This window comes from Enterovibrio norvegicus DSM 15893 (assembly GCF_900115495.1).
Classification (GTDB): Bacteria; Pseudomonadota; Gammaproteobacteria; order Enterobacterales; family Vibrionaceae; genus Enterovibrio; species Enterovibrio norvegicus.
The window spans coordinates 17,035-36,371 of the sequence record NZ_FOWR01000014.1; the positions used below are offsets into that span (position 1 = coordinate 17,035).

Annotated in this window: 20 protein-coding genes; 8 read left to right on the plus strand and 12 right to left on the minus strand. The window is 46.0% G+C overall.

Annotation, left to right across the window (positions count from 1 at the left end):
- Positions 1 to 129: 129 nt before the first annotated feature.
- Positions 130 to 1,863: an SgrR family transcriptional regulator gene (locus BM082_RS10515; protein ID WP_017015605.1), complete on the plus strand. Its 1,734-nt coding sequence runs from the start codon at positions 130 to 132 to the stop codon at positions 1,861 to 1,863.
- A 44-nt stretch (positions 1,864 to 1,907) separates the two neighbouring features.
- On the opposite strand, the gene BM082_RS10520 is transcribed toward BM082_RS10515, so the two are convergent.
- The 4 genes from BM082_RS10520 to msrP form a co-directional block, all read right to left on the minus strand.
- On the minus strand, positions 1,908 to 2,789 hold the full coding sequence (locus tag BM082_RS10520; protein ID WP_017016452.1) for an AEC family transporter: 882 nt from the start codon (positions 2,787 to 2,789) through the stop codon (positions 1,908 to 1,910).
- A 204-nt stretch (positions 2,790 to 2,993) separates the two neighbouring features.
- Positions 2,994 to 3,536 (minus strand): hypothetical protein, encoded by a 543-nt coding sequence (locus BM082_RS10525; protein WP_229491772.1) that lies wholly within the window; start codon positions 3,534 to 3,536, stop codon positions 2,994 to 2,996.
- Between the two features lie 212 nt (positions 3,537 to 3,748).
- On the minus strand, positions 3,749 to 4,366 hold the full coding sequence (msrQ, locus tag BM082_RS10530; protein ID WP_017007956.1) for a protein-methionine-sulfoxide reductase heme-binding subunit MsrQ: 618 nt from the start codon (positions 4,364 to 4,366) through the stop codon (positions 3,749 to 3,751).
- Entirely contained in the window at positions 4,366 to 5,391 is a 1,026-nt protein-coding gene (msrP, locus tag BM082_RS10535) for a protein-methionine-sulfoxide reductase catalytic subunit MsrP (RefSeq protein ID WP_017007955.1), read from the minus strand. Before msrP ends, msrQ begins: the two co-directional genes overlap by 1 nt.
- 427 nt (positions 5,392 to 5,818) lie before the next feature.
- On the opposite strand from msrP, the gene BM082_RS10540 reads away from it, so the two are divergent.
- Both BM082_RS10540 and BM082_RS10545 read left to right on the plus strand, forming a co-directional pair.
- Entirely contained in the window at positions 5,819 to 6,229 is a 411-nt protein-coding gene (locus tag BM082_RS10540) for a hypothetical protein (RefSeq protein WP_017007954.1), read from the plus strand.
- A 189-nt stretch (positions 6,230 to 6,418) separates the two neighbouring features.
- On the plus strand, positions 6,419 to 7,357 hold the full coding sequence (locus BM082_RS10545) for a L,D-transpeptidase family protein (protein WP_017015602.1): 939 nt from the start codon (positions 6,419 to 6,421) through the stop codon (positions 7,355 to 7,357).
- 67 nt (positions 7,358 to 7,424) lie between these two features.
- Here the strand turns inward: BM082_RS10545 and BM082_RS24955 are convergent, their stop codons facing one another.
- The 7 genes from BM082_RS24955 to BM082_RS10575 form a co-directional block, all read right to left on the minus strand.
- Entirely contained in the window at positions 7,425 to 7,574 is a 150-nt protein-coding gene (locus tag BM082_RS24955) for a hypothetical protein (RefSeq protein ID WP_017016454.1), read from the minus strand.
- Between the two features lie 191 nt (positions 7,575 to 7,765).
- Positions 7,766 to 8,011: an LPP leucine zipper domain-containing protein gene (locus BM082_RS10550; protein ID WP_017007952.1), complete on the minus strand. Its 246-nt coding sequence runs from the start codon at positions 8,009 to 8,011 to the stop codon at positions 7,766 to 7,768.
- Positions 8,012 to 8,198: 187 nt separating this feature from the next.
- Positions 8,199 to 8,663: a copper chaperone PCu(A)C gene (locus BM082_RS10555; RefSeq protein WP_017007951.1), complete on the minus strand. Its 465-nt coding sequence runs from the start codon at positions 8,661 to 8,663 to the stop codon at positions 8,199 to 8,201.
- 75 nt (positions 8,664 to 8,738) lie between these two features.
- Positions 8,739 to 9,338 (minus strand): SCO family protein, encoded by a 600-nt coding sequence (locus BM082_RS10560; protein ID WP_017016456.1) that lies wholly within the window; start codon positions 9,336 to 9,338, stop codon positions 8,739 to 8,741.
- On the minus strand, positions 9,335 to 9,784 hold the full coding sequence (locus tag BM082_RS10565) for a hypothetical protein (RefSeq protein WP_017007949.1): 450 nt from the start codon (positions 9,782 to 9,784) through the stop codon (positions 9,335 to 9,337). Before BM082_RS10565 ends, BM082_RS10560 begins: the two co-directional genes overlap by 4 nt.
- A gap of 138 nt (positions 9,785 to 9,922) precedes the next feature.
- Positions 9,923 to 10,846, minus strand: a complete 924-nt coding sequence (locus tag BM082_RS10570; protein WP_017007948.1) for a polyprenyl-phosphate transporter — start codon at positions 10,844 to 10,846, stop codon at positions 9,923 to 9,925.
- A gap of 84 nt (positions 10,847 to 10,930) precedes the next feature.
- Positions 10,931 to 11,611, minus strand: a complete 681-nt coding sequence (locus tag BM082_RS10575) for a DUF4336 domain-containing protein (RefSeq protein ID WP_017016457.1) — start codon at positions 11,609 to 11,611, stop codon at positions 10,931 to 10,933.
- Positions 11,612 to 11,874: 263 nt separating this feature from the next.
- On the opposite strand from BM082_RS10575, the gene BM082_RS10580 reads away from it, so the two are divergent.
- Positions 11,875 to 12,714, plus strand: coding sequence for a pirin family protein (locus tag BM082_RS10580; protein ID WP_017015599.1), 840 nt, complete (start codon positions 11,875 to 11,877; stop codon positions 12,712 to 12,714).
- 530 nt (positions 12,715 to 13,244) lie between these two features.
- Positions 13,245 to 14,987: a bifunctional metallophosphatase/5'-nucleotidase gene (locus BM082_RS10590; RefSeq protein ID WP_074926901.1), complete on the plus strand. Its 1,743-nt coding sequence runs from the start codon at positions 13,245 to 13,247 to the stop codon at positions 14,985 to 14,987.
- Positions 14,988 to 15,488: 501 nt separating this feature from the next.
- Here BM082_RS10590 and BM082_RS10595 read toward each other — a convergent pair.
- Positions 15,489 to 16,412 (minus strand): hypothetical protein, encoded by a 924-nt coding sequence (locus BM082_RS10595; protein WP_017015597.1) that lies wholly within the window; start codon positions 16,410 to 16,412, stop codon positions 15,489 to 15,491.
- A 258-nt stretch (positions 16,413 to 16,670) separates the two neighbouring features.
- Between BM082_RS10595 and BM082_RS10600 the strand changes: the two genes are divergently transcribed.
- From BM082_RS10600 to pntA, 3 genes are all read left to right on the plus strand, one after another.
- Positions 16,671 to 16,862 carry a hypothetical protein gene (locus tag BM082_RS10600; RefSeq protein WP_017007941.1) on the plus strand — a complete coding sequence of 64 codons (192 nt, stop codon included), beginning with the start codon at positions 16,671 to 16,673 and terminating at the stop codon, positions 16,860 to 16,862.
- A gap of 318 nt (positions 16,863 to 17,180) precedes the next feature.
- Positions 17,181 to 17,456, plus strand: a complete 276-nt coding sequence (locus BM082_RS10605) for an HlyU family transcriptional regulator (protein WP_017007940.1) — start codon at positions 17,181 to 17,183, stop codon at positions 17,454 to 17,456.
- A 321-nt stretch (positions 17,457 to 17,777) separates the two neighbouring features.
- A complete protein-coding gene (pntA, locus tag BM082_RS10610) occupies positions 17,778 to 19,325 on the plus strand; it encodes a Re/Si-specific NAD(P)(+) transhydrogenase subunit alpha (protein ID WP_017007939.1) in 1,548 nt (515 codons plus the stop codon).
- Positions 19,326 to 19,337: the final 12 nt, after the last annotated feature.

Sequence of the window (19,337 nt, forward strand, 5' to 3'; positions counted from 1 at the left end):
CGAAATAGGGGAAATAAATTGTGAGTATGATCGCGCTATAACCCCTTGATTGTATGAAGCGAACCCGCCGAAATTCGGTTAAAATAGGAAGTCTAAGCGTTATTTTTTCTGAATTTGGGTTCCTCTTTTATGTCAGGCCAACGTCTTCAAGCGCAATTTTCAAAGATCTATGCGCACTTTCGCGGTAAAGACAGCGATACAAACCTTCAAGATATGTCTGAAATATTGTTCTGTACCCGCCGTAATGCACGCATGGTATTGAACAAAATGGCGGAGCAGGGGTGGTTAACCTGGGATCCTGCTGTTGGACGTGGAAAACAGAGTCGGCTAACGTTCCATCGCTCACAATCCGACCTTCAAATGAAGCGTGTGAGAGAATGGGTAAAAAACGGAAAACTCGATGCAGCGTTAGAGCATCTCGATAACGATGCCGCTAAGCTGGCGCAACTCATTCAAGAGCAATTGGGCGTTACTACGCAGGAAGGTAAGCAGATCATTCGCTTGCCTTATTACCGCGCGTTTCCAAGCTTGAACCCTTCTAAACCCCAGCGCCGCTCAGAACGGCATTTAATTACCCAAATATTCAACGGACTTACTCGGATCAATGAGCGAACCAACGACGTAGAGCCTGATTTGGCGCACCATTGGGAAGCTTTGAGTGACATGCACTGGCGTTTTTACCTGCGTCCCGCCGTGAAGTTTCACGATGGCAGTTTGCTGAGTGCCGCTGACGTGATTGCGTCATTAGAAAACCTGCTTGATAACGCATACTTCTCCCACATTGAAACTATCGAATCACCCACTGAGAATGCCGTTGATATCTATCTGCGCTCTCCAGATTGTCGCCTACACGAAACCTTGGCAGTTCCAATGGCGGCGATTCAATCTAAGTCTTCAATGGGGACCAAAAACGCAGAGCGTTTGCCGATTGGGACAGGGCCTTACTTAGTGGCTGAAAACAACAGTCGCCAGCTCGTGTTGCGCGCGCACGATCAATACTTTGGCTTTCGTGCTCTGACTGATGAAATAGAGATTTGGGTCTTGGACAGCGCAGCAATGTGTTATTTGCAGCCCACAGCGTCGCTTGACCCAACGGTATTGGATTCCCGACAGGGCGCTTTGCACCAAAACGTGCTTAGTAATAGCGAAAACGATCGTTTGGCCTTGGATGAAGGGTGTAACTACCTTCTGTTAAACAGGCGTACTGGCATTGCCAAAGATCCGCGTTGGGCGGAATACCTGCATTCTCGTATTGCTTCTTTCTCTTTGATGCCCTATTTGGCGCAAGATGGTATTGGTGAATATCGTCTTACAAACGCTTATGGGCTGATACCCGGTTGGGTGCATACCAATGCGGGATCAAGCGAACTCACTGCGCCAGCAGTCACACGCCTGCGCTTGGTGCATCAGGCTGATAATCCGCAGTTTCCGAAACTCGCCCAGGCGTTGAAAGCCATGCTCGCGGCTGATCATGTTGTCCTTGATATTGACGTTCTGAGTTACGAAGACATGATGCAAGGGAAGTCTGCAAAGAAAGTGGATATATGGCTTTGTGGGATGAGCTTAGGGAACCAACGCAGTGATGCAATACTGCCATGGCTGATGAATTTCAATCATATATCGGTGGCGATGCCAGACGAAGACTACGCAAAGCTGGAAGAAAGCATGATGACGTGGCGCAGGACGCCAAACAAAGCGTTCCCTGCTGAAACTTTGGGCCGGATGATCGTGGAACAACGTCAGATCATTCCTCTGTTCCATATCTGGCTAGGTGTGGTGGACGGGCGTGATTTGGAAGATGTTTCTTCAAACAACGTGGGTTGGTTCGATTTTAAATCTGTATGGAAGAAACCCAGCTTCTAAGCTTTATCCGAATTAGCCAAACTCGGCTCGTACAGGCACCACACTTAAAACCATGCAAATGCAATATACAGCAACGCGGGAAGCGTAATAATGGTCAGGAAGTTGCCAAATAATACCATGGAGGCGACTTCCTCAGCACCTGCGTCGTAACGCTGCGCCAATAAAAAGTTCATCACTGCTGGTGGCAGCATGGTGAACAATACCATCATCCTCATGTGTTCAGACGGCAAAGGAATGAACACATAGATTGTTGCGAAGGCTATTGCCCCTGTAACAAGGCTGAGCAACGTGCTGAGCATACCAATTCTCATACCACTCCATCGTATCGCGGTGAGCTGAACCCCAAGTGAAAGCAGCATGACCGGCACGGCAGCATTCCCAAGTAACACCATGGCTTCATGAAGTGGCTGCCATACCTTGATGTCTGCGAAATTTACCGTCAGCGCTAAACATGCAGCGATAAGAAGGGGCGTTTTCAAAATGGAGAAAAAGCGCTGTGATTGGTTGCTTAGCAGAGAAATACCTACCGTGGTGTGTAGCACTACCGATACCAGAAAAAGCATGATGGCAGGGGCTTCGGCACTTTGACCGAACGCATACCCAAATAACGGTATGGCGAGGTTTCCGCTGTTTCGGAACATCTGTGCGGGGCCCCATACGCGAAAAGGCATATTACAAAACTGCGCCAAGACCGCCATGATCATGCCGGGCAGCAACACGGCGACAACCGCTGCGATGATCAGTGAAGATTGTTCCATGCCAAGCGGCATCACAGACAAAGTAGAGAAAACTAAACACGGCACCATGACATCAATGTTAATACGATTGATGGGACCCATATCTGGTTTAAAGGTTTTTCCTACGATAAACCCTGCCACCACGACGGCAAAAACGGGAAAGAGAATACTAATGACTTTTTCGAGCATCCAAGCCCCGCGAAGAAGAGAAATGACGTTGAAAATCAAAGATACAGTGAGCCTACAGACTTTGTATATACCCAAGCAACCTCAAGGTGCGCGTTCTATGAGAATTTGCCGAGTTTCAAGTGCGGGTGGCGTGAAAAACACAGTGTGTATGTGAGTAGCGAGCACAGTTCCAAGGAACGTTGACCATATAAGGTCAACAGTCATCTAGTCATTGCTTAACGGGTAGACCGCAGAAAGTAGGAGGTATTTAAACAGTGGAAGGCCGTCGCGATGACGGTGGAAAGGGTGGAAAATACGATGCATACCATCGTGTAAGCGACAATCTGCTTGAAGATCGACAGCAAGAGAGTTCGGGGAGTCAACAAGCTTGACGCCTTGAGCAATAAACTCTGGTAGGTGAATGGGCTGGTGGCCCAACCACCAACTTGGGATCGACTTACTTGCCGCGGAACGGTCAATCCAGTGGTCGGAAATAATGATTAAGCGTTTTTCTTTGTTGTCGTTTGCGTCAAGTCGATCGAGCATCCAACAGGTGTCTTGTACCAATCCACGGCGACAAGCAACGTTGGCACTAATTAAATTGTGCGCGACGATATATATTTGGTGATCGGGAGAGTCAACACGAAATACCATTTGTTTTAGTGAAGAGGCATCTTCAAGCTGAACAAAACTGGCTGGGATATCGATATTTTTGTAGGAGTGGATCAGCCGTCGAGACAATGCCTTACCAAGGTGGCTTTCTTTCATTCCACGATTATGAATCGTAGGATAATGTTGTTCACAGAAACGTAAACAATCAGACTGAAAGTCACGTAGACTCTGCGAGATAATTTCATCCAGCAAAAACGCCCACTCCAAAAATAAGAACGACTACATAGGGTTGCCTTAAAGTATGGCAAAAATTATGAGAATTCTAGAAATAGTTAACTCAATTAGGAGATATGGGTCAAAATAGGGCACTAAGTACGACGAACGGCTGGGCGAATAACGATCCTTTTAATCGATTTCCAACGAATTGCGAGCAATCCCACTGACAGCAAGATATAAATTGCGGGTTCAATAAGACCAGATTTTACTGACCAGTAATAGTGAATAGGTACTAATAGCGCGGCAAGATAAACCGTATTATGAAGCTTCTGCCACTTCGCGCCCATTTTACGTTGAATTGCGCTGGTGGACGTCACCGTTAGCGCGAGCAAAATAAGCCACCCGACAGCGCCGACCGTCATGTAAGGACGTGTGACAATTTCTTCCCACAGAAAGGCAAAATTAAATGCCAGATCCAGCGCGAAGAAAGTTGCCATATGCAGGGTTGCCCATGCAAAGCTGTAGATACCGACAACACGACGACACCTCACCAACATGCCTTGTTTTGCAAATTTTGCGATAGGGCTGATCAGTAGGGCAACCACCAAGGTGTTAAGAGCAGCAATGCCCGTAAAATGCGTGATGCCTTCGACCGGGTCTGCGCCAAAACCATTGTTAAAGGTTAGCCAGACTAAATTGATGAAGAAACCAAGGCTGATGAGATGCACACCTGCCTTGATACCCCAAATGTGTTTCTGCGTTAGTCGCATCAATAGTTAGCTCGCAAATCCATACCAGAATACAAACTCGCGACTTCTTCACCATACCCATTGAACATGGCTGTCGGTTTTCTGCGCGAACTGAAGATAGAACCTTCACCAATAAAGCGCTCTGAAGATTGACTCCAACGAGGGTGATCAACTTGCGGGTTTACGTTGGCAAAGAAACCGTATTCGTGACGAGCAAGCAGGTTCCATGTCGTGGGTGGTTGCGCTTCGAGTAAGTGGATTTTGACAACAGATTTTATCCCTTTGAAGCCATATTTCCAAGGCACAACCAAACGAACCGGCGCCCCATTTTGTGGTGCAAGGGTTTGACCATAGAGACCCACGCTGAGCATTGTCAGCGGATGCATCGCTTCATCAAGGCGTAAGCCTTCTACATACGGATAATCAATACCGCCACCTACAAACTGGGAGCGTTGCCCTGGCATTTGATCAGGGTCATAAAGGGTTTCAAAGGCGACGTATTTTGCGCTACCAAGCGGGTCAGCTTCTTTAAGCAACGCCGCCAGCGAAAAACCGATCCACGGGATGTTCATTGACCATGCTTCTACACAGCGCATACGGTACAAGCGCTCTTCGAGTGGGAAGCGCTTCAGTAAATCTTCATATCCTAAGGTAATAGGATTGTTAACCAATCCCGTCACTTCGAGTTTCCACGGGTCTACTTTGAAGTTTTGGCTGTTCTCTACGGGATCGCCTTTCCCTGTACCAAACTCATAGAAATTGTTGTAATTGAGTACTTTGGTTTCCGGCGTGAGCTCTATGCCTGTGCCATACGCGTTGTTCTTAGGTGCTACGATTGGGGAGCGCTGAAAAATCGCACTTGATTCGCTTTTTTTGTCATCACCACCGAAGATATCAAAAATGCCAGCTTGGCTCTGTGCTGCAAAAGGCAATCCAGCGGTAACAATTCCCAGCTTCTTAAGTATCTCTCGGCGCGATTTATAAACCGACTCTGGCGTCAGGTCGCTTTCCTTTAGCTCAGATTTTTTCGTTCTACGGATCAACATGCCCGCTATCTCCTCAAACTAGATACATCCAACACGCCTGCAACTGCAGGTTACGTATATAGACCTATTAAACGTTGTTTTTCTTTCATTAGTTTATGCCTATTGCGAGTAACTGATTATTTTGATGTGTTGAACATCAAACTTTGGGCAATCAGGCTATTAGGTTAAAAAATGCACGCAGACTTTATCAATCGTTGGTCCCATTGATTGGAGGCATGGATTGGAGGCATTGATTCGAGGCATCGATTGGTGGTGTTGATTTGAGGCATTGATGGGAAATTGGTTGCGTTACGCTGGTTTAACTGAGATCCCCAAGGTAAAGTGATTTGGCTTTTTCTCGACGAATGACATTGGACATTTTAGGGGGATCAGTCTTGTTGGCTCGCATTGTTATGCTGACGGTGAATTTTTAGATATGGATAGAGTAATGAAAAGGGTTCTTCTTCTACTGGCATTAGCAACACCAATGTCATCAATGGCTGCTCAAGGGTTTTCTGCGGGTGTATTTTTAGGTGCACCCATGTCAGGTGTGACGGTGTCACAAGATGCAATTCGACTATCCTTCGGGATTGAAGAAACAGGTGTGGCTGTTGATGGGCTTTGGAATCTTGGCGATTGGTTGGCAAGGCCAGAATTTGCGCCAATCTATGGTTATACCGGCTTTCAATGGGTGGACGATGAACACCATGAGTGGGGCCCGCGCGCGGGATTAGGCTTGGCCGTGCCATTGGGCTACGGGAATGTAGAGCTTTACGGAGAAGCGGGTTCAACATGGTATTGGCAGGAAGACGCTGCGTTCAAGTTTGAAGGTTCGCTAGGCGTTCGCATGTACTTCTAAATACGTGGTGATTTTTTCGCCATTCGTAATAGAGCACCTCAAGGTGCTCTTTGTGTTTTGTGTCATTCGCAAGAATAGCGCATTGATATATACATTCTCCCGAAATGTTAGGCACCAGCAAAGGTCATATTGCGTGATATCTTTAATAAGAGAAACATCACGGACAATGAACATAGAGATTGTGGTTAGATGAAAAGCTTTAGATTAACGCTTGCGCTGATATTCAGTGCATTGCTCGTCAACAACGCTCAGGCAACACAGTATGCTTGGCCAGAGGCAAACACGCGTTTGGTTGGGGAAAACCCCGTGCATGTTGTTCAACAGGGCGAACATTTAGAAAAGATTGCCAAACAGTACAATGTTGGCTTTCTCGCACTTTTGTCTGCCAACCCAGGTGTTGACCCATACCTTCCCAAAGCCGGCTCGTTTGTCACTATTCCCCAGCAGCTCTTGCTCCCAGACGTTGATTACGATGGCATCGTGATCAACCTTGCTGAACTGCGCTTGTATTACTTTGATAAAGCCGCAAAGGAAATGTACATCTTCCCGATTGGTATTGGTCGCATTGGTCGAGACACGCCGATCATGACAACCAAGATAAGCCAGAAGCGCGAAAATCCCACATGGACACCGCCGCAGAGCATTCGCAAAGAGTATTTAGAAACCAAGAACATTGTTCTACCAGATGTTGTACCAGCAGGGCCTGAAAACCCGTTGGGTTTGCACGCGTTGCGTTTAGCGTATGGTACGGGAACGTATTTGATTCATGGCACCAACAAAGATTTTGGTATTGGCCTTCGTGTAAGTTCGGGGTGCATTCGCATGCGACCCACTGACATTGCATGGTTGTTCAATCGTGTGCGTGTTGGTGAGAAAGTGCGTGTGATCAACCAACCGGTTAAAACCAGTTTCGAACCAGATGGCGCCGTGTATGTTGAAGTGCATCGCCCATTGTCAGCAGACGAATCACAGGCAGGTCAGCGTTTGTTGACGCAACCAGACGCGCGTGTCTCTACGTGGCTAACATCAAACCACATGAACGAGCGCCGCTATCGCGCAGCATTGGCGATTCAATCTGGTATGCCTATCGAAATGGGGCAACAAATCCTCGCTGATAACGACATTTAACCTAACACCGCATCATCTTACTAAACGCGCTGTTCCCTTATTGGGCAGCGCGTTTTTTATCTGTGTTTCACTTTTCTGCTTCTGCTTCTGCTTCTGCTTCTGCTTCTTCCGACAGTCTTAACGTTAACCCGGTGTCATCTGCACTGTGCTCAGCCAATGAGTGCTCAGCCAATGCGCTCAAAGGCCTATATTCACGTTCGCGATAAATATGATGCAAACGACACACGTTGGACAGAGCGCGAGGTTGAGCTTGGGGAAGAGTCAGAGAAAGTTAGGCAACAGAAAATCATGCGTAGCGACGGAATAGGTGAGGAATCGAGGGATTGTGGGTTAAGAGGAGTACAGCGCACAAATAGCTGCGGCACCCGAAGGTGCCGCAGAAATATAGGGGGTGTTACTGGCTAAAACTTACTTAGTGTAAGACTGAGCCATGTTGTCAATACGCTCATTAGCGCGTGCTGCTTCGTCATAAGAAAGCGCTGACGCCGCTGCTACATCTGATACATCGCCTTGTAGAGCTGAAACCTGGTTAGATAGAGAATCTACTTTAGACGAAAGATCAGCAACGCTTTGCTCTAGTGATGAGCTGCCTGAACAACCTACCAATACTGCACTAGAAGCGATTGCCGCTAAAGTTAGAAGACGCATTTTCATAGTCAAAACCTCATTATTTTTGTTTAGATGCTGAACTGCTTTTTACCTGTTTAACAACTGGCAGCAGTTTAACAATAGACCGCGATTGCCTATTCTGCCGCCTTAGGTAGACATCGACGCGACTCATTTTTGATACAGCACAAAAACTAATCCTGATGTCAGCCTAAAAGTTTAGAATTTTAGGAGTTTAGTGGTGATCTTTGCTCTTGTGCTTATGCATTTTTCCCATCATGATTTTCTTTACGGGGATGTTTTGATTAATTTTTGACCCGTCTGAAAACGTTAGAGACAGCAAAACCTCATTGCCTTCTTTCATTGGCGACGCCAAATCAAAAAACATGACATGCAAACCACCCGGTTCCAATACCACTTTGCCATTCGCTGGCACTTCAATCTCTTTCACTTGACGCATTTTCATCAGACCGTCATGCATAACATGACTATGCAGCTCCACCTTGCCTGCGGCAGGGGATGTTGCGCTGATTAATGAAATATTATTGCTTGTTGTGTTCTCTAGCGTCATAAACGCTGCGCTATTCGGGGCGCTTGGTGGCATAGCTCGCGCGTATGCGTCATGTAAATCAACATTTGCAAACGCCGAAAGTGAGGACAGTCCCAGTGCTAACCCGAGTAGCGAAGAACAATATTTCATGAAGTAGCTCCGTTGTAACGACAATAATAGCGATAAAAAATAATAATGTAGGGTAAATACTGAATCTATTTTTGATTATTGTGTTTGCATGTTTGTGGTCAGTCGAGAAATTGCATCAGACACCATGTTTGGGTTGAGTGTGTGCGGTACTTTCTCAAGCAAGTTCCCGTTTGGCGCTAAGAAATAAAAGTATGAACTGTGGTCAACGGCATACTCCATGGCTGAATCTTCAAGCTCTGTAATTTGATAGAGAACGCCATATTTTTTTGCCAGTGCATCGATAGCATCTTCTGTGCCGCTGCTGCCTTCGATACGTGGGTGAAAGTAACCGGCATACTCTTGCGCGGCATCACCATCATCACGTTTTGGATCCAGTGTGACGAATACCGGGCGAACCTTATCGAGAGTGTCGTCAGGCAATGATTTGAGAGCAGCAGAGAGGATAGCCAAAGATGTAGGGCAAACGTCTGGGCAATGCGTGTAACCGAAGTAAACCACACGCACCCGTTCATCTGCGTTATCGAAAAGGTTGATAGTCTCCTGTCCACTTTGAAGTAATCCCATATTTACGTTTGAAGACGCGACGTGTTCATCTGTTGCGTTCTGTTCAATGAAATATCGGACACCGAGTCCGGCGATTAGCGCAGTGGCGAGTACAAGGATTTTTAGTTTCATCGCACCATTCTTACGTCAATGGGAAGAGAAATGGATTTATCAGGGCTGCTAATCGAGCCACGCCATGTCATTTCTGCATCCATGCAAATAGGTAACATCACATCACCTTGAAATTGGTTCTTGTTGGTTTTAACCAACTTTAGCTTGTAGATACCCATGTTCATTTCTACGCCTTCAAGCGCAACGAGCAAGTAGGGCGCTTCGCTTTCCGTGTTCACACTCAGCGTGGAAGGCACAAGCGGTTCTACCGTGTCACTTTCCAAGGTAGCCGTGGCATTGGAGAAATTACAGGTTGTGGTGCTCAATACGCAATCTGGTGCGACGGTATTTTGCTCACTTGCAGAGACAAACAAAAAGCTGTCAGCAAAAAAGTAGCCAATCCATAAACATGCAAAGAGAGAAAACACGCTGAAAATACGGTGAAGAAGGTGTTGCGAACTTTTCATTAGGTGATGTTTTAGTAGTGAATACATCAAAAAGCTTACCACCAATTGTTGTGAATCTGTGTGAGGGATGTCTTGAAATTTCGCCTATAAAAAGGGCTACATAGCGCAGCCCTGAGTGTTTGGTTGAATAGTGAACGATTAGTCAGCGAGTTTCTCGGAAACCTTTTCGAGTCCAATAACAATGCCAAAGCCAACGATCATCATCACAACGGCGATCATCAGCTGAGACGGCTGACCAGTAGCCGCTTCAAATGCTGAAGGAGAAAGGACTTTCTCAACCAATGGCACTTTCTCACCCGATGAGTTTATGCGGAAACTGATGGCTTCTTTCCACGGCCATACTTTACCTAGCGCACCGATCAAAAGGCCGGTGAGGAACGCAATGGTTAGGCTGCGGTAGTTATTAAGTAGCCAAGACAAAACATGGGAGAAAGAGAGGATACCGACAAGGCAACCTAGCGCAAACAACGCCAGAATAGGCAGGTTTAAGCTCTTCACCGCATCGAGTACAGGCGCATACATGCCAAGCAGAAGCAGAATAAAGCTACCGGAAATGCCTGGAAGGATCATCGCGCAGATAGCGATTGAACCGGCAATGAATACCGTCAGCATACTGAATTCGAGCGTAATAGGACTCGCGACAGTAATGCCGTAGGCAAATATCGCGCCGCCAATCGCCAACGCGATTTCACCCATTGCCCAGCGTTCGACTTGTTTGATCATGTGGATGGCAGACGCAACAATCAAACCGAAGAAGAATGCCCAAATAACAACAGGGTGCTCAGTGAGTGCATAGGAAACGGCTTTTGCTAGCGTCAAAATTGCCGTCAAAATACCTGAAAGCAAAGAGACTAAGAATGTGCCGTTAACGTGCGTCCAAACAGCGGAGAAGCCTTCTTTGCGCCATTTTGAAAATAGAGAAGGGTTCACACGGCGAATACTTTCTAGCAGTGTGTCGTAGATACCTGTTATGAATGCGATGGTACCACCTGAAACGCCCGGGACAACGTCAGCTGCGCCCATGGCCATACCTTTGAAAAAGGTGAGAATATTTTGCTTCATGAAAAGTTGATTTCTACTGTTGAGAGAAAATTGCGCATCATTATAGCGAGTTAACAATAAAGGGCTATGAATAACTTGACGTACTCAATGTCCGAGCAGCCATGCATATGCATTCGCCAGTTTCTTTTTACCGTCGAACCATATTGGATCTCCATGTATAGGTAAAATGTGCTCAAACGGCCAAGTTAGAATTTCTTGCAGGGACCACCTGAGCAGATTGCGTTCTTTCACAGACATTTGGTGATAGAAAGGAATAGAAGCTTGATTGTGACAACCCAATAGCTTTCCCGCCAATTGTCGACCCAGCGATCCTTCGTTTAACCAAAGTATGCTCTCTCCAAAGAGTAACGTTTTACTCAAAGGGTCACAAAAAACGACGTCTTCGCTTCGATCGTTGCCACGCACGATGGTTTGGTAAAGTTGTCCTTTCCAACGGGGTGAAGTGGTTGAGTTCAGCGTGCCATCAAAGCCAATGTCTGTTCGAACTGACGCAAGGCCAGGCGCGGAATAAAAGTATGCATCAGGATACGCGAGCCACCAATCAGACAGCGCAGCATGAAGATGGCTGTTAACGGTTGTGATGATACTGACGGTACCCAACTTGGCGATGTGTTGGCGAATGTCTTCTGTCAGTGTCGTAGGGTTGTGAATGAGCAATTCACCGCTTTCTAAGCGGACAATCATCATTCGCTGACCGATATTCACGCCAAAGCAGCGGTAATCATCAGATTGATACCACAGCCGGTTTGCTTGCCACTCGATCATTTGTGCTCATCCGTGAAAAACCTTGTGATCGATAAATATCAAACATTGCACGATCCACAAAGAGAATCTTTTCGCTCACCAAAAGCAAAAAGCGTTATGGAGACTATCTGCACGTTTCCTGCCGAATAGGATGTAACTAACTTTACCGATAATTTTGTTGGTGAGGTGCGTATCGTTCGAAATAATTGAATGACTTGTTCTTGTCTGGGTGGTGTTGTCTTTCATCACTCCTTCGTAAACTGGGTGCAACTAAGGAGAGAACAATGACAACAAGAAATGTAACTCGCATCATTCGCTCACATGCCTCGAAAGACGGTGACGGTGTAAAAATCAACCGAGTGCATGGCTTTAACGATGCTAAGTTCAGCCCATTCTTATTAATCGACGAGCTGAAAAGCGAAAACCCTGATGATTACATTGGTGGTTTTCCGCCGCATCCGCATCGTGGCATTGAAACACTAACCTATATGCTTACTGGGCATTTCCAACACCGTGACCACATGGGCAATGTGGGAGAATTAAAAACCGGTGGCGCGCAATGGATGTCTGCGGGTAAAGGCGTTATCCACAGTGAAATGCCAATCATGAGTGAAGGTGGTCTGCATGGTTTCCAGATCTGGATTAACCTGCCTGCCGCCAAGAAAATGAACCCAGCGCAGTACCATGATTTTCAGACAGAAGAGATTAATGAGTACGGTACGGACAAGAACTTGCTTCGTGTTATCTCTGGCAATTTGACCGAGAGTGGTCATGCGCTAACAGGGCCCCTTCAAAAGACGGGTGTTGAAGCTGTGGTTGCTGACTGGCGTGCGGTGGAAAAAGAAACGCGTACATTGAATGTGTCAGAACGCTATCAAGTGAACCTGTTTGTGTATCGCGGCGATATTGATGTTGAAGGTACGCTGGTGCCTCAAGGGCATTTTGCGCAGCTTTCTGCAGGTGAGACCATTTCACTCACAGCACAGAAAGAAGCGGGCGTGTTGATTCTGGCAGGTGAGCCCATCAACGAACCTGTGGTGCATTATGGCCCGTTCGTCATGAATACCATGGAGGAGATAAACCAAGCCATGCGTGATTATGAAAACGGTGTGCTGACGGATTAAGTGGCTAAGAGCGCTTAGCCATCCACGTAAAACCGTGAAGAGGAGCTTGGCTCCTCTTTTTGTTGGGATGCAAGTGCCTTCACATCTAGGGCGCAAAAGCCAAACAAAACGTTGAATGTTTTCGGGTCATTTGTTTAATTTGAATAAGACATGACCCACGAAGAGAGAATTCAAGCGTGCTGATGGTTATCGCGCAGGCAGTTGAAACGGTTTTATTGGTCTCTGGCATTGTGATGCTGGTGCGCTGTGCGTTTCAATATGCTGCAAGAACGGACAATTGGCATCAAGTTAATGTGGTTCTTTTTCGTGTTAGAAGCCTTTCAAATGACGAGTTGAAATGGTGGTATGCCGCCATGATCAGTTTGTCTCTAGGGTTAATGATAAAAGTTCTTGTGCTTTTTCTCGCGCATTGACTAACCCATTAATCTGTTATCTCCCTGCATGTAAACGGTTTAACCAAAATGTGATGTATGTGAACTAGGCTTAGATTCTGATACCATCTCGTTTTGTGCACTGCATCAAAGGGAATCATGCCTAAAGTCACTCGCTTCACGCTCTCAATTGCACACATCAACGATACACACTCCCACTTTGAGCCAACACCTGTTTCGCTGTCTGTAAAAGGGCAGGAAAAGCGTGTTTACGCGACGAGTGGCGGTTTTGCACGTATTAAAACGGTGGCAACGCAATTTCGTGAAAATGCTGAACGCGAAGGGAATGCGTTTCTATTCCTACATGCTGGAGACTGCTTTCAAGGCACCTTGTACTACAACCTTTTCAAAGGCGATGCCAACGCTAAACTCTTGAACATGCTTGATCTCGATGCCATGGCATTGGGGAACCATGAATTAGATTTAGGCAACGCCGCGGTATCGAAATTCCTCGATCACATCTCCTTCCCATTGCTGGCTGGCAACTGGGACGTCAGCCAAGAAATTCAAAACAAGCCTTGCCCGTTAAAGGGAAAACCCTTGTTGTATGATTTCGATACGCAAGAACAGTGTGCGAAAGTGCTGGTGAAAACCTTCGGTGATCATCAAGTGGCTATTTTTGGTGTCTCTATCGATAAAATGGCACAGATCGCCATGCCAGATGCTGACACGCCTTTCCTCGAATCGAAAATGGTCGTGTTAAATACCATTGCATACATCCGCGATACCCTAGGAATCAACAATATCGTACTGCTTAGCCATCTTGGGTATGACCAAGATTTGAAAATGGCGGAAGAGGTAGAAGGTCTGTCTGTTGTCGTGGGTGGACATAGTCATGTACTGCAAGGTGATTTTAGCAATATAGGGCAGGGTAACGCTGAACCCTATGGCCGCAAAATTAACAATACGCTGGTGGTGCAAGCAGGGTGTCATGCCTTGGCCATTGGTAAACTTGATGTGACGTTAAACAGTGATGGCAGCGTCCTGTCACACACCGGTGATAATTACCTCATGCTCGGTCGCGGATTGGCGCTGGATGCCTCATGGGATGTGGCACTCGATGAGCATGATTTTGATGCGGCTAAATTGTATCTTGCTGAACAATCGAATGTTTTACACTGTCGTGGCAACAAAGACGTCAAAGCATTGCTGAATACGGAATACCGTCCAGCCGTCTTAGCTATGCGAAGTGACGTTGTCACTATGTTGTCCGATAGTCTACGCCATATTCGTGTTCCTGACGAAAAAGGGCCGAGCCAAATAGCACCACTGGTCTGCGAAGGTTTGCTTTATTCCGCCAATATTCGTGGTCATGATGTCGATTTCGCCATCCATAATGCTGGTGGTGTGCGTGTGTCACTCGAAGCAGGCAAACTCACAGCGGCAGATGTCGCTGGACGGTTATTGCCATTCGCGATCGATCTGATGGTTTATGAACCCACAGGTGCGCAGGTCAAAGCGGCGTTGGAAGGGGCGATCAACAATGCCACTAACAACGGTGTGGAAGGGACAGGCAATGGCAGTTTCCCTTATACGGCTGGATTGCGGTATACCTATGAATGCAATATGCCAGAAGGTCAGCGAATCACTCAGCTTCAATACCAGATAGTATCTGGAGAATGGCGCGATATTGAGTTAGAGAAAACCTACCGTGCTGTGTCGTCTGCTTACACATCACAAGGGAAGGAAGGGTATGACGCGTTGAAAAACCTCGTTACTCAGCCTGTGTCTATTGGCGTTATTTTGTCGGATAGTTTTATTGAATATGCTCGTGCTAATGACAACCTACGTGCGCCAAAAGATACCCTACAACATTATGTGCCGTGTGCTGAACTTAAGTAAGCCCCTGATTTTTCCATAATCATTCCAGAGCTACTCGAGATTACGGAGGACGTTACTCCGCATTCTTGACTCTCCCTATCTCACTCATTTTCAATTTGAATGGTTTTTTGCGCAATATGTGTCCGCTTTTTGCATAGAAGTCATTTGAGGAATAAATCGGCGATAACTTGCCGCATCAGCGCAAAGTGTTCATGCAGTGCCACCTGTTCCTCCAAAAACAAGATTCTTGAAAGCAGTATCGGTAAATGTTTCATGGGTGTCAGAAAACGTTAAGTTTTTTCGTGGCGTGCCGATAACTACAACAGGCTTTCCTTAGGGGGATACTATGGTGGAAAAGCGTGATTGGTTAGATTTTGGATTAATTGCCTTTTGGATCGTTGCTTGGGCGTCGCTCGTGTACTTCGTTCCTGCCACTGGCATGTGAAGATGTTCCCGCCTAGCGACGTGCAGGCGGGCCTTCTTATCGCCAGGTAGTACAAGAGGGCGTATTACCAAACAGGTCTAGGTTCGCTGTAGCTTTTGGTGTCGCTTCAGCAGAAAGCGAATGACGATGGGCTGCATATAGGTGGGTAGCTGTAATGCCCCAATAAGCGGCAAATAGAGTGGTCCTAAAAACGCGCCTGCCACTGAGTAGGTCAGTAACACATTCCTGTTTCCTGCGGTAATTGCAGCGATAAATGCTTCTTCCTTCCCATGCTTTCGATAGCAAACAAACCCAATGATGAAAAATAGTACGCAAATTGCTAATGCAAGGAAAAACATGGCAATGGCGAATTCACGATCGCTGTTCCACAACCACCGATATTGTCCTGCAAGCCCGAACGGGAAACTGAACACCAAGAGAACCGTAAATTGTGCCAACTTGCTATGAATTCGGGTGAGGCGCTCTTTAGACATGCTCTTGTGTATAAGGAAAGACAAGCCCATTGGGCCAAAGATGAATACCGCAAGCCTCAGGCAATAGCTCTTCATATCGAGCGCAAAGTTATCGCCGCTGAACAACGTTAGATTGATATAAAGAATCACAGGCATCATCAAGGTGCTGGCGATGGTAAATGCCATTGCCTTTAGCGGTTCAAATCCCATAGAGCGTACGATTGCAGGGGTCGCGAAGAGGCTCCCAGTGGCACAGACTGCTGTTAGTGCAAGCAGCAATTCGGAACTTGCGTTGAAGAGAGTTGCGATGCTCGCCACGACCACTGTTGTGACACCACCGTGCAATAAGGCATAAAGCCACGCCTGTTTTTTAAATAGGGCTTTCACGAGGAGAGGTTGATCGATACCAATGAGGGTAAACAACATCAAAACAAACAATATGTAAGGCAGAAAAGGCAATGTAGCTTGTGATAAATCAGGAAGCAAAAAGCCGAACACGGCAGCTAATGCAAGAAGGGTTGATGCATGTTTGCTAAGAAATGCTAACAAAGAAACCTCAGACGGAATCGGTAAAGCCAAATGCTATCAAATTGTAATCAGTATGATAAATAAAAATTAATAATGTCTCATTGCTTTCTGTTTTAATGAGAAACCATGTTTAAACAAGAAAATCTGGAGATAGGCCGTAGTCTCCAAATTCGTTCGCATTAGATATTCTAATTCAAAGTTCAAAAAATAGTCATTATGAACAATGCAATTAAATGACTAGAATTTGCATTGTAAAGTCAATCACATAGCGAGCATAAAATGACACAGGCAGTTGATTTCGGTCACGTTCTTACTTCTGTTGATAACTCTCAAAAAAGCTATGCGGTTTCTGTCAAAGGATTGTTTGCCCATGCAATGGATATTTTGCAGACGCGTCAAGTAAACAAAACGTTGCGTTCAACGTCTGATTTACCTGAGCACATCAAGCGTGACATCGGGCTGATCCGCTAGGTTTATTGCAGACCTATCATCGATAAAAGCGTTGGTTTTTGACCAGCGCTTTTTTGTATATGTTGAATATTAATGTGACGTTGTCACTATAATCTTAATCCTACTTATCTCTCTCTATTCTTAGACTTTTATGGTCTATCATATTGATTAACTATTCTTATTCACTTTGCTTATTCAACACATTTTCTTTATTGAAAAAATAATTATGTTGTCGAACTGTGGTATTTAGTCATGATTAAACATCATGCGGAAAGAGGCTAGACAAGGCGTTCTCAGTTCGTCACTATGAATCAAAGACAAAAAAAAGAGTGATTTAACGTGGGTCTATTTAATTGGTTGTTTGGTAGCAAAGAACAAGGGAAAACTGCTGTTGAGCCAACTGAGTACAAAGGCTATCTCATTTATCCGGAACCAAAAGCAGAAGGCGGACAGTTTCGAATTGCTGGACGTATATGCAAAGAATTGGATGGCGAAATAAAAGAGCATTTGTTCATCCGCTCTGATTTGCTTCCGGGTGAGGAAAGTGCGAAAGATCTCATGCTTCAAAAAGCACACACGTTTATCGACCAAATGGGCGACAGAATGTTTGGCTAACTGACCGAGATCAAAGCAAAAAATTGCTGTTTCGGTCAAAAAATATGTCTAGCACGATGCTTGTTTAGTCTTGTTCGGAACGATGGAAGTGCGCTTTTTAATAAATGAGTCTTTAATCAATAGCTTAAAACCAAAACGATATAAGAGGTCTGACCTCCGTCCATGGTTGAATTACGTTATTTTCTTACTAAAACTCGTTAGTATGGGTTTAAACACGGTTTGATCATTGATTGTTTTAGTTTTTTTCCTACATATCTTGATTGAGCACTTTTAGTTCGTTACAAACGGTTTACTTACACTGCCAATAGTCAGGGATTAACTATGCAAATTGGTGTACCAAAAGAAGTACTTGCGCATGAAACGCGAGTTGCTGCCACGCCGAAAACGGTGGAACAGCTTTTAAAAATGGGCTTCGACGTTGTAGTCGAAAGCGATGCAGGTCTGCTTGCCAGTTTTGACAATACTGCTTTTGAACAAGCAGGTGCCAAAGTGGTTGATGCCGAGACAGTTTGGCAGTCAGACATCATTTTCAAAGTTAATGCCCCTGCTCAGGTTGAAGGGAATGACGAGTTTGAGAGCCTAAAAGAAGGCACGACACTCGTTAGTTTCATTTGGCCTGCGCAAAACGAAGCATTGATGGAAAAGCTTGCTGCTAAAAATATCAATGTGTTGGCGATGGATGCGGTTCCACGTATTTCTCGTGCACAAGCCTTGGATGCATTGAGCTCAATGGCAAACATTGCGGGTTACCGTGCTGTTGTCGAGGCGGCTCATGAGTTTGGCCGTTTCTTTACGGGTCAAATTACTGCTGCGGGTAAAGTGCCACCGGCAAAAGTGTTTGTTGCAGGCGCTGGTGTTGCAGGTCTTGCTGCTATCGGTGCTGCGGGTAGCCTAGGTGCCATCGTTCGTGCATTCGATGTTCGTCCTGAAGTAAAAGAACAGGTCGAAAGTATGGGTGCAGACTTCTTGCAAGTGGCTTTTGAAGAGCAAGCAGGAAGCGGTGACGGTTATGCGAAAGAAATGTCTGATGACTTCAATCGCAAGGCTGCAGAGCTTTACGCTGAGCAAGCAAAAGACGTTGATATCATTATAACGACTGCACTTATTCCAGGTCGTCCTGCGCCTAAACTGATCACCAAAGAAATGGTCGACTCGATGAAGTCGGGCAGTGTAATTGTTGATTTGGCAGCGGCAAATGGCGGTAACTGTGAATACACAGAAGCTGACAAAGTTGTGCTAACGAAGAACGGCGTAAAAATCATCGGTTACACCGACATGGTGGGTCGTCTTCCTACCCAATCTTCACAACTCTACGGTACTAACCTCGTTAACTTGATGAAGCTGCTTTGCAAAGAGAAAGACGGCAACATCGATATAGACTTTGAAGACGTGGTATTACGCGGCGTTACTGTGATTAAAGAAGGTGAGGTCACTTGGCCTGCACCACCAATCCAAGTTTCCGCTCAGCCACAAGCGAAGCCTAAACCTGCGGCAAAAGTAGAAAAAGTTGAAGAACCTACGTCTCCAGTGAAAAAAGTCGTTGGCCTTGCCGCGGCTGTGGGTGCATTTGCTTGGGTTGCTTCTGTTGCGCCTGCTGCATTCTTGTCTCACTTCACCGTGTTTATCCTTGCTTGTGTGATTGGTTATTACGTGGTTTGGAACGTGACACATGCGCTTCACACGCCTTTGATGTCAGTAACAAATGCAATTTCCGGCATTATCGTTGTTGGTGCACTTCTTCAAATCGGTCAAGGTAATGGGGTCGTTTCCTTCCTCGCGTTTATTGCCGTTCTGATTGCGAGCATCAATATCTTTGGCGGTTTCACAGTCACCAAGCGCATGCTTGAAATGTTCCGTAGAGATAAGTAGGAGTAGCCGATA